Genomic DNA, 14,212 nt, shown 5'->3' with positions numbered 1-14,212 from the left:
CGTTCATTGGGTCACCTCGGTCTGCGGCATGGAGGGCGGAACGGCGCCGGGCTGAGCGGCCTGCGACGTCCCGGCGGGGCTGCTGAGGTAGCCGGTCACCGAATGGCGCTTGTCCAGAACCTCGCGGGCGGCGGCGACGATGTCCTCGCCGGTGACCTCCTGCAGCAGTTCGGGCCATGCCTGAACGTCCTCGATGGTCAGCCCGGAGGTCAGCGCATTGCCATAGCGCTGCGCCACGCTGGCGACGTCGTCACGCTCATAAGTCTCTGCGGCACGCATCTGGAACTTGATCCGGTCAAGCTGCTCGGGATCGACGCCATCTTCGATGAATTGCGCCAGTTCCGCATCGAGCGCCTCTTCGGCCTCTTCCAAGCTCACGCCGGGCGCCGGGACCATCCCAAAGCCGAAGCTGCCGTCGTCATAAGAGGTGCCATCGTAGAAGGCCCCCACGTAGATCGCTTTTTTCTGATCGAATTGCAGCGACTGGTTCAGCACCGAGGTCTGACCGCCGCCAAGCACCTCGGCCAGCAGGGTCAGCGCAGCGGCCTCTTTCTGATCGCCCGGATCGCGTTCGGGCGCGAGGTAGCGGCGCATCACATAGGGCTGGGCGACGCGCGGGTCTTCCATCTCGATATGGCGCGCGGCAAGCTGCGGCGGCTCCTGCGGGCGCACCCGCTCGGCGGCGAGATCGGGATTGGGCTGCAGTTTGCCATAGGTCTCTTCGGCAAGGCTGCGGACCTCATCCGGCGTGGTGTCACCAGCGACCACGAGGATGGCGTTATTGGGGGCGTAGAACCGTTTGTAGAAGGCCAGAGCGTCGTCGCGGTCGAGGTCTTCCATCTCGCGGCGCCAGCCGATCACCGGCACGCCATAGCGGTGGTTGAGGTAAAGCGAGGCGCCCATCTGCTCGCGCAGCAGCGCGCCGGGGTCATTGTCGATGCGCATGCTGCGCTCTTCGAGGATCACGTCGCGCTCGGTGGCGATCTCTTCCTCGGTGAGATGCAGGTTGACCATCCGGTCGGCCTCCATCTCCATCATCAGCCCCAGCCGGTCGGCGGCGACGCGCTGGTGATAGGCGGTCTGATCGAAGGAGGTGAAGGCGTTGTCGGTGCCGCCGTTCTGCGCCACCACCTTCGAGAACTCACCGGACTCCAGCTCGTCGGTGCCCTTGAACATCAGATGCTCGAGGAAATGCGCGATGCCCGAGGTGCCGGCGGTCTCATCCGCCGAGCCGGCCTTGTACCAGACCATATGCACCACCACCGGCGCGCGGTGATCCTCGACCACCACGACCTGCATGCCGTTGTCGAGCGAGAAGGTGGTGACCGGTGTCTTCTGCGGCGTCTCGGCGCGCAGCGGCATCGCGGAAAGCACCATCGCGGCCAGCGCCGCGGTCCATGACTTCATCTGCAAGCCCCAATCTCCGCTAAAATGAAAACTGCTCCCAACCTAGGCGGCGGGAGCAGGCTTTCCAAGCTGGGCTTGCACGATCGTGATGCGCTGCGCGCTCACTCGCCGCCCGGTGGTGCCGAAGGGGTGCGCGCACCCGCGCCGCGATAGGCGTTCAGCACCGCATAGGGGTCAAGGATCTGTGTGCGATACGCCCGGTTGTACTCGTCGTCCTTGAAGAGCTTCCAGTTGAAGATCGAGCGATCCTTGCGGAACTGCGCATCCTCGACCGCCAGCTGCGCGCGGATGTTGCCGTCACGGCCAAAGCGCGAGGCGCGGTTCACCAGCGCCGCATCGCGGCCCGGCACATCTCCCACCGCAAGCTGCGCGGGGTTGCCACCAAGCGCGGCCACAGCGTCCTGACGCGGCGTCTGATCGGTGCGGTTGGCGCTGCCCGGCGTCGGCGCAGGAAGCTCGGCAAAGCTCTGCGGCATCTGCAGCGGCTTGTTCGGCACGATGGCGAACTCCTCGGGGGTGCCGCGGTTGTTGCGCATTTGGTGCAGCGTGCGATCACTCGTCGTGCAGGCGACGAGCCCGGTCACTCCGAGCATCAGCACGAGATGCGGCAGCTTCATGGCCATACTCCGGTTCTTGCCTCTGGGTCCGCTCTATACGATCCGGCGCGCCCCGTCACGGGGCCTTTTTACGCTTGCCCGGCTGGGAATTGCCGGAAAACAGCACAAGGCCCACGGCACCGGCAAAGATCGCGATGTCGGCGACGTTGAAGGCAAAGGGGTTGTCGAGCCCGCAGCACGACATGTTGAGGAAGTCCGCCACCGCGCCATAGAGCAGCCGGTCGACCACATTGCCAAGCGCGCCGCCGATCAACAGACCGCCCGAGATCAGCCCCAGCCGCCCCGGCGGATCGCGGCGCAGCCAGACCGCCACAAACAGGACGATCCCCAGCGCCACGGCGATCAGCGTCCAGCGCGCCGCTGCTGCGTCATCGGCGAACAGTCCGAAATTCACGCCGCGGTTCCACGCCATGCGGAAGTTGAGGAACGGCGGCAGCACGTCGATCGCCTGCCGCTGCGCGAGCCCCATCACATGCACCACGAGCCATTTCGAAAGCTGATCCACCACGAAGGTGATCAGCGCGGTCACCGATACCAGACGCATGAGGTCTCCTATTGCCGGGGCCCCGCCCCGCTCCACGCGCATCGGTCTACAGGCAGCGCCGGCAGAGGGAAAGCCCCGCCCGGCTCACGGCTGCCCCATGGCGCGGCGCAGCAGCGCGCGGAAGGCGCCGGAGGCGGCGATCTCGTCGATCGGGCCGGGGTCGTTGACGGTGAGCGCGGCGCAGATCAGCCGCTCCTCCTCGTCGTGCAGGGCAACGGTGAAATTCAGCACGCCGGGCTCCGAGCCGCCCTTGTAGGCCGCCGGGGCGAGGCCCGAGGCAGGGCCGGGATTGAGCTGCAACAGCGGCAGATCGGCCATCGGCTCGATCAGCGCGCAAAGGGTCTCGAGCGGCAGATACCACTCGATGCCGGGCACCGACGGGCCATTCACCGCCGCAACATCGGGCGGCAGCATCGCGGCTTCGGCGGCGATGGATGGCCGCGCTTCAGGTTCGGCATCGCGCCAGACCTGCGCCGCCACGGGATCGGCCTTCAGCGCAAAGAACTCCCGCGTCGAGAGCAGCGCCTCGGGCGCGATCCCCAGTTCCTCGGCCACGGTCTCGCGACCCAGCAGATTAAGCAGCAGATCGGTGGCGGTATTGTCGCTCTCGGCAATCATCAGCAGCGCGGCGGTGTGCAGCGTCACCGGCGCATCCGTCGGGAAATCCTGCAGCCGCCCGGTGGGCAGCGAGCGGTGCGGCTCCGCGATCCGCAGCACCCGGTCCCAATCGGTCTTTCCGGCCCGCACCTCGCGCGCCAGCACCGAAAGGATCCCCAGCTTGAAGGCCGAGGCCACCGCCAGCGGATGCGCCGCGCCCTGTGCCGCCAGCACCCCACCATCGCGCTGCACCAACCAGGAAACCTCGGCGCCAAGCCCCTCCAGCCCTGCCACCGCCGCGCGCAGATCGGCCACCAGCGGCTCTGGCGCTCCGAACCTCAGCCCGGCGATCCGGCCTTGATCATCAAGCACGATGCGCACCGGCACCTGATGCGCCGCGCTGCGCATCTCGCCGGCGCCGCTGGGCTGCAGATCGATCTCCTCGACCGGCCCCACCTGCGCCGCCAATGTCTCCAACAGGCCATCGAGCTGCGCCTCGGGCACCGCTTGGGCAAACTCGGGCGTGACCGTCACCGCCCCCGCCCCATCGCTCAAGAGCGCCTGCAGCGCCGCGCGCTCGGCCTCCTGCGCCTTGGTGGGCGCCGCAAAGCCCATCCCGACCAGCATCAGCGCGACCGCCAGAAATCCCTTCACGCCAATCACTCCCTCAAATCCCATCGGGCAAATCCCATCGGGCAAATCCAATTGCGCAAATGCAAAGAGAGGCCCCGGCAGGGCCCCTCTTTCATCTTTCCACAAATACGTCCGGGGGTGAATTGGCCATCGGCCAAGCGGGGGCAGAGCCCCCGTCCCTGCCCGAATTCAGTGCCGGAAGTGGCGCATCCCGGTGAAGACCATGGCAAGGCCCGCCTCGTCGGCCGCCGCGATCACCTCGTTGTCGCGCATCGAGCCGCCCGGCTGGATCACCGTGGTCGCGCCTGCAGCCGCCGCTTCGAGCAGACCGTCGGCGAAGGGGAAGAAGGCGTCGGAGGCCACGGCAGAGCCTTTGGTCAGCGCCTCGGGAAGCTCCAGCGCCTCGGCCATGCGCTCGGCCTTCTTGGCGGCGATCAGCGCCGAGTCGACGCGGCTCATCTGGCCCGCGCCCACACCGACGGTGGCACCGTTCTTGACGTAGACGATGGCGTTCGACTTCACGTGCTTGGCGACTTTCCACGCGAACAGCAGGTCCTGCAGTTCCTCGTCCGAGGGCTGGCGCTTGGTGACCACTTTGAGATCTTCCAGCGTGATCAGACCGTTGTCCTTGTCCTGCACGAGCATGCCGCCCGACACCTGACGGTAGGCGAGCCCCGGCTCTGCGGTGTTGGCAAGGCCGTTGGTGGTCAGCAGGCGCAGGTTCTTCTTCTTGGCAAAGATTTCCTTGGCCGCATCATCGGCGCCCGGCGCGATCACCACCTCGGTGAAGATCTCGGTGATCGCCTCGGCGGTCTCGGCATCCAGCGGCTTGTTCAGCGCGACGATGCCACCGAAGGCCGAGGTCCGGTCGCAGTCGAAAGCCTTCTGATAGGCTTCCTTCAGGGTCGCGCCCTTGGCGACGCCGCAGGGGTTGGCGTGCTTGATGATCGCGCAGGCCGGGCCGTCGGCGGGCAGGAACTCCGAGACCAGCTCGAAGGCGGCGTCGGTGTCGTTGATGTTGTTGTAGCTCAGTTCCTTGCCCTGATGCTGCACGGCGGTCGCCACGCCCGGACGGTCCGAACCGTCGCGGTAGAAGGCGGCTTTCTGGTGCGGGTTCTCGCCGTAGCGCAGGGTCTGGGCAATCTCGCCCGAGACCACCCGGCGGCGCGGCGCGTCGTCGTTCAGCGCGGCGGCCATCCAGGTCGAGACGGCGGCGTCATAGGCGCCGGTGCGGGCATAGGCGACCTGCGCCAGCTTCTGGCGGAAGGCATAGGTGGTCGCGCCGTCATTGGCGTCAAGCTCGGCCAGCAGCGCCTCGTAGTCGGCCACGTCTGTGACGACGTTGACGAAGGCGTGGTTCTTGGCCGCGGCGCGGATCATCGCCGGACCACCGATGTCGATGTTCTCGATGCAGGTGTCATAATCGGCGCCCTTGGCGACGGTTTCCTCGAACGGGTAGAGGTTGACCACCAGCAGGTCGATCCCAGTGATGCCATGCGCCTTCATCGCCTCGACATGCGCGGGGTTGTCGCGCAGCGCCAGCAGGCCGCCGTGGACGCGCGGGTGCAGCGTCTTGACGCGGCCGTCCATCATCTCGGGGAATTCGGTCACATCCGACACGTCGCGCACCGTCAGGCCCGCCTCGCGGATCGCCTTGGCGGAGCCGCCGGTGGAGAGCAGTTCAACACCCCTTGCGCTCAGCGCCTTGGCCAGGTCGATGAGACCGGTCTTGTCGGAGACGGAAATCAGAGCGCGGGCGACGGGGTGCAGATCAGGCATAAGGAGGGTCCCAGATGGTTCAGAGCGTCACATCCGGCTCGTCCTGGGCAAGGTCTCGGATCGCGACAGCGGTGTCCTGCGCTTTACCCAGCGACCAGCGGATGCGCGTCGCATACTCTATCGCGCGCCCGGATAAAACGATCTGTTGCGCCCCGCGGGGCCTCAAACGGCCCTTTTCGAGGTAAACCGAGTTTTCTAGGGATAAATCCGCGCCCGGCTCGGTCCGAAACACCCAGATCTCGCCCGACCGCAGCGCCAGAGAGACCGCGGTGCCACCCATGTCGATCTCGGCATCCACGTCGGGATGCAGGTGAAAACGAATCTCATAGGGAATGCCCGAAAGCCCCGCCTTGTCGATCCGCCGGTCAAAGGCTTTGCGATCCCCGGCGTCGAGCGCAAACAGCATGTCTTCGCCCGACAGCATGCGCCCATCCAGCGTCAGTTCCAGCTTGCGCGCGTGGGTCAGCCCGTGGCTGCGCTTCCAGCCGTCATGCGCGCCTTCGAAGCGCCAGCCAGAGGCGTCCTGCTCAAGCTCCACCGGCACATCGCCGGGCGCCTCGACGATCAATTCGCGCTCGATGCCGCCGATCCGGCGGCGCGCGCCGAGCTTGGAACTAGAGGAGGCATCAAGGCACAGCGTCGAATGCGAGGGCGTGGCGCGGCCCGCGCGGCGCCATTCCTCGCCAAAGACTTTGCCCGCACCGCAACTGACGATCAGCGGACGTCGCCCCGAGGTCAGCTCAAACCCCAGCGTCGCGGCATGCGCCTCGGCGGAGGCCCGCCCCGCCGGAGGCGCGGCAGCGTCGATGATCACTGTGCTGCGCCCGCCTGCCAGCCGCGCAAATCCCATGGCCAGCCCATCGACCGGGCGGCGCCGCACGCCAGAGGCCGCCAGCGCCTGATCGAGCCGCCCCTCGGCGCCGCGCCCGCCGCCGTGGAACCGCGCCAGCCCACCATCGGCATGACGCAGCGCGCGCAGGCTCGGCGCGATGCGGGTGATGGCGTTGAGATGCGCGGGACCGGGCTCGATATCGCCCTCTTCCAGCGCCGCGCGCGCCCATGTCAGCAGGGTGAAGACCTCAAGCAGTTCTTCGGGGTTGCGCGTCGGCAGCCCGCCCGCCACGTCGATTTGCCGGGTGCACTCCAGATCCAAGGCGCGGCGCGCCGGATCGAGATACGCGCCCATCCCTTCCAGCGAAAGCGACGCATAGATCAGCCCGGTGAGCGCCTCGAAGCGCGGCAGTCCGGGCAACGCCGCCCCCCGCCGCTTGGCCAGAAAGCGGGTCTGCGCCGCCAGCGCGCGGTAGAAACGCGTCGATTGCTCGGGGGTCATGCCGCGCAGCAGGAACAGCGCGTGATGGATCCAGCGGATCAGCCGCCGCCCCGAAAGCTCGGGCACCCAGCCCGGCCCGGTGCCGCGCCCAAAACGGTCGATCCAGCCCATCAGCCAGTTCTGCGCGAGCTCCCGCGCCTGCGCGTCCCCCACCGCCGCAAGGTCGTCGAGCCAGCCGAAGGCGTGGATCTCTTCCTGCCAAGCGCTGTCGTCGACTTCGATGTCCCAGATGCTGGTGCCCGGCGCTTCGGCCAGATAGCCGGCGAACATCAGGTTCCCGGCGCAAAGCTGCCGTCCACGGGCAAACTGGCCGGTCGCGCGCGGCTCTGGCTGCGAGACAAAGGCGGTGGCGCTTCCGGCCCGCGCGGCGAGCCGCGAATGCACGCGGTTGAGAAACTGCGTGGCGGTGACCGACCAGCTCGCCATATCTACCATGCCCTGCCCTTCTGCCCGCCTCGGGGCTTTTGCGGCAAGGGTAGACCCGGCAGAGGCGCAAGTCACCGGGCAAGCGGCTTAAATCGCGCAAACGCGATGCCATGCACCCGCCTTTGCGACCTGCGCGCAACGCCGGACGGCCCCGCCGCCCGGAAACGAGGCAGGCTTACCCGGCGGGCTTTTCCAGAACCGCCATGTAAAAGCCGTCCATGCCGCCGCGCTCGGGCCAGAAGTCCGGACGCAGCCGCAGGCCACCTTCTTCGCTGCGCCAGCCGTCTTCGATCCACGGCGCGTCGAGCGGCAGAACCTTCAGCCCGTCGTGGCGCGTCAGCGCCTCTTCGATATGGCATTCGCCCTCGTCGGGCAGCAGCGAGCAGGTACAGAACACCAGACGCCCGCCCGGCTTCAGCAGCAACAGCGCGTGATCGAGCATCGCCTCCTGCAGGCCGATCAGCTCCGAAATGCCCTCGCCCTGCTTGGCGTGGGGCAGATCGGGGTGGCGGCGGATGGTGCCGGTGGCCGAACAAGGCGCGTCCAGCAAGATCGCGTCATAGCTGCCGGTCGCCTCCAGCGCGTCACCCACCTGCGTCTTGGCCTTCAGCCCGGTGCGGATGAGGTTCTCGAGCACCCGCGCCATGCGGCCCTCCGAAAGGTCGAGCGCCGTGACCTCGGCCCCGCCTGCGGCCAGTTGCAGCGTCTTGCCCCCCGGCGCGGCGCACATGTCCAGCACGTGCAGGCCCTTGACGTCGCCCAGCAGCTTGGCGGGCAACGCCGCGGCGGCATCCTGCACCCACCAGCCGCCCTCATCGAAACCGGGCAGCGCCGAAACCTGACCGGGATCCGCCAGCCGCAGCGAGCCGGTGGGCAGAAGCTCGGCTCCAAGCCGCTCGGCCCAGCCTTCGGCATCCGTGCTGACGGAAATATCAAGCGGAGCGCCCGCCAGATGTGCGCGCTCCATCTCCGCAACGGCCGGGCTGCCCCATGCCGCGACCAGCGGATCGCGCAGCCAGCGCGGCAGGCGCGGCACACGCAGTTTGGCCCACAGCTCGGGACCCTCGTCGGCCAGCCTTCGCAGCACCGCGTTGACCATGCCCGACATGGTCTTGGTCTTGCGATCGGCGGAAATCAGGCTGACGCAATCGTTCACCACCCCATGCGCAGCGCCGCCGGTGCAAAGCTCATAGGTGCCAAGCCGCAGCACGTTGCGCACCGACAGCGGCGGCGCCTTGCGCAGTCGCGGCTTCAGCACCTGATCGCAGCGCGGCAGGTTGCGCAGCACGTCGGTCGCCAGCCGCTGCGCCGCCGCGCGGTCCGCCGGATCGAGCCGCGCAAAGGATCCGGCCTGCATCGCGTCGCTCAGCTGGCGGCCCTGCCCCAGCACCTGCCCAAGCAGCGCCACCGCCGCGGCCCGCGCGGGGCTCGCCGACGGGGTCTCCTTGGTTTTGCCCGGACGCTTGCCCTTGCCGGGGCGTTTTGTGCTCTCTGCCATCGGACCCACTCCGCGAACCTGCGGGTCTTGCCCGCGCCTGATCTCGGGGCCTATATCAAGGGGACCCACGCAAGGAAAGCGCGCCCGAGGAGGGCATAGCCATGAGCGACGAGACACGCCCCGAGATTTCCGCCGATCTTCCCCCCGCCGCGCAGCGCGCGCTGGCCGAGGCCGAAGCGCGCCGCAAGGCCGAAGCCGAGGCCCGCGCCAAGGCCCCGCAGGCCAAGGAATACGGCGGCCGCGACGGACTCGACCCGGCGCGCTATGGCGACTGGGAGAAGAAAGGCATCGCGATCGACTTCTGAGATCGCGCACCTCCCGCGACGCCAGCGCCTGTTGACGCGCCCGCCCGCCTTGGCAATCGTCGGATTATCCGTCGATCAAAGAGGTAAAGCGTGCCGCCCCCTGCCGAAACCGGCTTTCACGCGCTGAGCGCAGCGGACACGGCGACCCGCCTTGGCGTGGCGCCGGACGCCGGCCTGTCCGAGGCCGAGGCCGTCAAGCGGCTGGCACAGGTCGGCCCAAACCGGCTGCGCGAGCAGAAACCCCAAAGCCTGCTGACGCTCCTCGTGCACCAATTGCGCAGCGTCATCGTCTGGCTGCTGGTTGCTGCCGCCGGATTCTCGCTGCTGGTGCAGGACCACGTAGAAGCGCTGGCGATCCTCGCGGTGCTGGCGCTCAACACCGCCATCGGCTTTTTCACCGAATTGCGCGCCGCCCGCTCGATGGAGGCGCTGCTGCATATGGCCGAGGTGCAGACCCGCGTGCGGCGGGGCGGCGCCGCGCGGATGGTGGATGCCCGCGATCTGGTGCCCGGCGATGTGGTGATCCTCGAAGCGGGCGACGTGATCACCGCCGATCTGCGGCTCACGCGCGCCTCGGGGCTCTATGCCGATGAATCCGTGCTCACCGGCGAATCGCTGCCAGTGGAGAAAAGCGCCGATCCCGCCGCGCCCGAGGCTGCGCTCGCCGAACGCCGCAGCATGGTCTTCAAGGGCACGGCGCTGACCCGCGGCAGCGGTGAGGCCCTCGTCACCGCCACCGGGATGGCGACCGAACTGGGCCGCATCTCGAAACTGGCGCAGGAGGCCGAGGCCGAGGCTTCGCCGCTGGAACGGCGGCTGGGGCGGCTGGGGCAAAAGCTGGTGTGGCTGACGCTGGCCCTCGCGCTGGTGATGATCGGTGCCGGGGTGGCGCGCGGCCATGCGCTGATCGACATGATCCAGACCGGCGTCGCGCTCGCCGTCGCGGCGATCCCCGAGGGGCTGCCGGTGGTCGCGACGCTCTGCCTTGCGCGCGGCATGTGGCGCATGGCCCGGCACAACGCGGTGATCACCCGGCTCGCGTCGGTGGAAACGCTGGGCGCGACGACGGTGATCCTCACCGACAAAACCGGCACGCTCACCGAGAACCGCATGCAGGTGGCGCGTTTCCTGCTGGACGAGGGCGATACCGCGTTCCCGCCGCAAGGCGCCGTGCCAAAGGGCTCCCCCCTCGCGCTGGCGCTGCAGGTCGGCGCGCTGTGCAATGGCGCCGAGCTTGGGCAGGACGGCACGCGCGGCACTGGCGATCCGATGGAACTGGCGCTTCTGGAGGCGGCGAAAGACGCGGGCATTGCGGCGGACACCCCGGCGCTGACCGAACATGCTTTCGATCCGGAACGGCGCATGATGGCGACGGTGCACGCGAGCGACGGCGGCGTGCTCTATGCGGTGAAGGGCGCACCTGAGTCGGTGCTTGAGGTCTGTGACCGGGTTCTGAGCGCATCAGGAGAGACCCGCCTCGACGAGACCGCGCGTGCCCGCTGGCTGGCGCGCAACGAAGCGGCGGCGGCGGATGGTCTGCGCGGGCTGGCGCTGGCGATGAAACATGCCGCAACCCCGGATGAGGCGCCCTACGAAGGGCTGACCCTGCTGGGGCTGGTGTGTTTTGCCGATCCGCTGCGCGCCGATGTGCCCCCCGCCATCGCCGCCTGCCGCGCCGCGGGGATCCGCGTGGTGATGATCACCGGCGATCACGCCCAAACCGCCGCCCGCATCGCCCGCGACGCGGGTCTGCACGAGGGCGCGGCAGAGGTGATCGAAGGCAGCGCGCTCGCCGGGTTCGATCCCGCCACCGCCAGCGAGGACGACCGCGCCCGACTGCGCCGCGCCGATGTCTTCGCCCGCGTCGCGCCGGATATGAAGCTCGCGCTGGTCGCCGCCTATCAGCGCGACGGCGAGATCGTTGCGATGACCGGCGACGGGGTGAATGACGCCCCGGCGCTGAAGAAGGCCGACATTGGCATCGCCATGGGCCAGCGCGGCACGCAGGTGGCGTGCGAGGCGGCGCATATGGTGCTGCGCGACGACCGTCTCGCCACCATCGTCGAGGCGGTGCATCAGGGCCGGGTGATCTTCGGCAATATCCGCAAGTTCGTGGTCTATCTGATGTCGTGCAACCTGTGCGAGGTGCTGGTTGTCACGCTGGCGGTCAGCGCCGGGCTGCCTGCGCCGCTGCTGCCGCTGCAGATCCTCTTTCTCAACCTCGTGACAGATGTCTTCCCCGCCTTCGCGCTGGGGATGGGCCGGGGCGATGCACAGGAGATGCAGCGCCCGCCGCGCGATCCCGCGGAGCCGATCCTTGGCCGCGCGCAATGGGTCTGGATCACCGCGCTCGGCGGTCTTTTGGCCGCCGCAACGCTGGGGGCCTTTGCGCTGGCGCTCTACGCGCTGCATCTGCCCGGCGAGGAGGCGATCACCGTCGCCTTCGTAACGCTGGCGCTGGCGCAGCTGTGGAACGTCTTCAACATGCGCGCGCCGGGCACCGGGCTTTTGGACAATGACGTGCTGCGCAACCCCTACGTCTGGGGCGCGCTGGCGCTCTGCACCGGGCTTATCGCCGCGGCGCTGTGGCTGCCGGGCCTGTCGCAGGTGCTGCGCCTGCCCTCCCCGGGCGGGGCCGGGCTGGGGCTGGCCTTTGGCCTGAGCCTCGTGCCGCTGGTCGTTGGGCAGATCGCGACCGGGCTGCGTGCAGCCCGGCCCAGTGAAGCCACGCCCGGTGAACCTGCGCCTGAATCAAGCGCGCAAACCCGTAGCTGAGTTCAGTCGCCGAGGCCAAGCACGTCGAGCATGTCATACTCGCCCGGCGCCTTGTCCTGCCCCCAGACCGCCGCCTTCAGCGCACCGCGGGCAAAAAGCGCGCGGTCCGAGGCGATGTGCTTGAGCGAAATCCGCTCGCCCGCGGCGGCAAAGATCACCTCATGCTCGCCCACCACGTCACCGCCGCGCAGCGCGGCAAAGCCGATGGTGCCGCGCTCGCGCGCGCCAGTGATGCCGTCGCGGCCCCGGTCCGAGGCTTCCGAAAGGGTCACGCCCCGGCCCTCTGCCGCCGCCTCGCCCAGCATCAGCGCCGTGCCCGAGGGCGCATCGACCTTGCGGTTGTGGTGCATCTCGACGATCTCGATGTCCCAATCCTCATCGAGCGCCGCGGCCACTTGCTTGGTCAGCTTGGTAAGAAGATTGACCCCAAGGCTCATGTTGCCGGCGCGGACGATCACCGCGTGGCGCGCGGCGGCGCGGATCTTTTCCAGATCGCTCTCTTCGAGGCCGGTGGTGCCGATCACATGCACCGCCCGGGCCTGCGCCGCCAGTTCGGCGAACTGCACGGTCGCGGCGGGCGCGGTGAAATCGAGCACCGCCTGCGCCTTGGCGAAGGTCTCGAGCGGGTCATCGCTGACGGTGATGCCCATCTCGGTCCCGCCCATGCAGGTGCCGAGATCGCGGCCCACCCAATCATTGCCCTCACGCTCGACCGCACCGACGAGTTTGACCTTGTCGCTGGCCAGCACCTCGCGCACCAGCATCTGGCCCATGCGCCCCGACACGCCCGTGACGACAATCCCCGGCAGTTCCGACATCTTGCTCTCCGTTCCGCGTAGCTTTGCGCCCGGCTTACTCTGCCTCGGGGCGGTTGGCAAAGCAGATGTCCCAAAGGAAGGCGCACCGCCGCAGAGGGCGCTTTCCGGCCGTGGACGCCATACGGTAGAGAAAGGGGCGAGAAATGCGCCCATCTACCCCGCCGCGCCGCGTGCAGATCTCGGTGACATCTTCTTGGCAAAGCCCTGCGGGAGGCCTATGTCTGCGCCATGGCAAAAAACAGATTCCACGAGGGCTCCGGCCCCAGCCAGAGACAGCTTCGGGTCGGCGAACTCATTCGCCGGACCCTGGCGGACGTGCTCAATCGCGGCGATGTGCACGACCCCGAGCTGAACCGGCTTTCGATCACCGTCGGCGAAGTGCGTTGCTCGCCCGATCTCAAGGTGGCCACCGCCTATGTGGTGCCCCTTGGCGGCAAGGACAGCGGCAATATGTTCGAGCTGCTCGAGCGCAACAAATCCGAGTTGCGCCGCGCGATCTCGAAAGAGATGACGCTGAAATACGCGCCCGACCTGCGCTTCCGCCTCGACGAGACCTTTGACCGGCTCGACGAAACCCGGCGGCTGTTCTCGCAAGAAAAAGTGCGCCGCGACCTTGATGGCCCGTCGGACGAGGACGACGACGCGTGAGCCTGCGCGCCGCCCTGACCGCGCTGTCGCTGGCGGCGGCGGTGCTCGTGCCTTCGCTGGCCGCTGCGGTAAGCTGTGAGAGCAAGACCTTCGAGGATCATGACTACACGCTCTGCCGGGTCGGCGCGGACGAGGATCTGCGCACCTTCCTGCGCGCGCCGGGCGGCGAGGTCTGGGGGCATTTCGCCTCTCTCGACGCCGCGCTGCGCGAAAAGGGGGAGCGGCTGGTCTTCGCGATGAACGCGGGCATGTACCACGAGGACCGCGCCCCCGTCGGCCATTATGTCGAAGACGGCACCGAGGAGATGCGCGTCATCTCCAGCCCCGGCCCCGGCAACTTTGGACTGCTGCCGAACGGCATCCTGTGCATCGCGGAAGGCACCGCAGAGGTCTATGAGACCCGCGACTTCCTCGCCAAGAAGCCGCAGTGCCGCTATGCGACGCAATCCGGGCCGATGCTGGTCATCGACGGAGAGTTGCACCCGCGGTTCCTGCCCGACAGCACCTCGCGCTACATCCGCAACGGCGTCGGCACCTCGGCGGACGGCAAGGATCTGATCTTTGCCATCTCGGAGGAACCGGTGAGCTTTTACGAGTTCGGCACACTGTTCCGCGACGGGCTCGACATGCCCAACGCGCTGTTCTTCGACGGCAATGTCTCGCGGCTCTTCGCGCCCGACTTTGGGCGCACCGACATCGGTCGCCCGCTCGGACCCATCGTCGGGGTGGTCGAGCCATCGAGCTGAGCAGCCCCGCCTTTGCGCCGCCGAAGGTGGCGCTATCGCCGCGCCCCCGGCTTGCCTTGCAGGCCCCCGCGGCCTACCCAGATATC

General features: G+C 68.3%; 12 protein-coding genes. 4 read left to right on the top strand and 8 right to left on the bottom strand.

Annotated features, from left to right (window positions below):
• Nucleotides 1–3 precede the first annotated feature (3 nt).
• From G0A00_RS06215 to G0A00_RS06185, 7 genes are all read right to left on the bottom strand, one after another.
• Nucleotides 4–1,407: a pitrilysin family protein gene (locus G0A00_RS06215; protein ID WP_164179407.1), complete on the bottom strand. Its 1,404-nt coding sequence runs from the start codon at nucleotides 1,405–1,407 to the stop codon at nucleotides 4–6.
• 101 nt (nucleotides 1,408–1,508) lie between these two features.
• Nucleotides 1,509–2,024, bottom strand: a complete 516-nt coding sequence (locus tag G0A00_RS06210) for a DUF3035 domain-containing protein (protein WP_164179405.1) — start codon at nucleotides 2,022–2,024, stop codon at nucleotides 1,509–1,511.
• A 55-nt stretch (nucleotides 2,025–2,079) separates the two neighbouring features.
• Nucleotides 2,080–2,568, bottom strand: coding sequence for a signal peptidase II (gene lspA, locus G0A00_RS06205; RefSeq protein WP_164179403.1), 489 nt, complete (start codon nucleotides 2,566–2,568; stop codon nucleotides 2,080–2,082).
• Nucleotides 2,569–2,652: 84 nt separating this feature from the next.
• Nucleotides 2,653–3,843 (bottom strand): serine hydrolase, encoded by a 1,191-nt coding sequence (locus tag G0A00_RS06200; RefSeq protein WP_164214196.1) that lies wholly within the window; start codon nucleotides 3,841–3,843, stop codon nucleotides 2,653–2,655.
• A 144-nt stretch (nucleotides 3,844–3,987) separates the two neighbouring features.
• Complete coding sequence (gene purH / locus G0A00_RS06195) at nucleotides 3,988–5,577, bottom strand: bifunctional phosphoribosylaminoimidazolecarboxamide formyltransferase/IMP cyclohydrolase (RefSeq protein ID WP_164179399.1); 1,590 nt, start codon at nucleotides 5,575–5,577, stop codon at nucleotides 3,988–3,990.
• Between the two features lie 19 nt (nucleotides 5,578–5,596).
• Nucleotides 5,597–7,345 carry a heparinase II/III family protein gene (locus tag G0A00_RS06190; protein WP_164179397.1) on the bottom strand — a complete coding sequence of 583 codons (1,749 nt, stop codon included), beginning with the start codon at nucleotides 7,343–7,345 and terminating at the stop codon, nucleotides 5,597–5,599.
• A gap of 166 nt (nucleotides 7,346–7,511) precedes the next feature.
• Nucleotides 7,512–8,834, bottom strand: coding sequence for an RsmB/NOP family class I SAM-dependent RNA methyltransferase (locus tag G0A00_RS06185; protein ID WP_164179395.1), 1,323 nt, complete (start codon nucleotides 8,832–8,834; stop codon nucleotides 7,512–7,514).
• A gap of 101 nt (nucleotides 8,835–8,935) precedes the next feature.
• Here G0A00_RS06185 and G0A00_RS06180 point away from each other — a divergent pair, with 101 nt between their 5' ends.
• Nucleotides 8,936–9,139, top strand: a complete 204-nt coding sequence (locus tag G0A00_RS06180) for a DUF1674 domain-containing protein (RefSeq protein ID WP_066108468.1) — start codon at nucleotides 8,936–8,938, stop codon at nucleotides 9,137–9,139.
• 90 nt (nucleotides 9,140–9,229) lie between these two features.
• Complete coding sequence (locus G0A00_RS06175) at nucleotides 9,230–11,914, top strand: cation-transporting P-type ATPase (protein ID WP_164179393.1); 2,685 nt, start codon at nucleotides 9,230–9,232, stop codon at nucleotides 11,912–11,914.
• A gap of 2 nt (nucleotides 11,915–11,916) precedes the next feature.
• On the opposite strand, the gene dapB is transcribed toward G0A00_RS06175, so the two are convergent.
• Nucleotides 11,917–12,732 (bottom strand): 4-hydroxy-tetrahydrodipicolinate reductase, encoded by an 816-nt coding sequence (dapB, locus tag G0A00_RS06170; RefSeq protein WP_066108466.1) that lies wholly within the window; start codon nucleotides 12,730–12,732, stop codon nucleotides 11,917–11,919.
• Between the two features lie 228 nt (nucleotides 12,733–12,960).
• Between dapB and rbfA the strand changes: the two genes are divergently transcribed.
• Both rbfA and G0A00_RS06160 read left to right on the top strand, forming a co-directional pair.
• Nucleotides 12,961–13,380, top strand: a complete 420-nt coding sequence (gene rbfA / locus G0A00_RS06165) for a 30S ribosome-binding factor RbfA (RefSeq protein ID WP_066108464.1) — start codon at nucleotides 12,961–12,963, stop codon at nucleotides 13,378–13,380.
• Between the two features lie 2 nt (nucleotides 13,381–13,382).
• Complete coding sequence (locus tag G0A00_RS06160; protein ID WP_235952925.1) at nucleotides 13,383–14,126, top strand: phosphodiester glycosidase family protein; 744 nt, start codon at nucleotides 13,383–13,385, stop codon at nucleotides 14,124–14,126.
• The last annotated feature ends 86 nt before the right edge of the window (nucleotides 14,127–14,212 follow it).

Source organism: Salipiger sp. PrR002 (genome assembly GCF_010500775.1).
Lineage (GTDB): Bacteria > Pseudomonadota > Alphaproteobacteria > Rhodobacterales > Rhodobacteraceae > Salipiger.
Note: the sequence above shows the minus strand (reverse complement) of the source record. Positions and strands in the feature narration are given on the sequence as shown.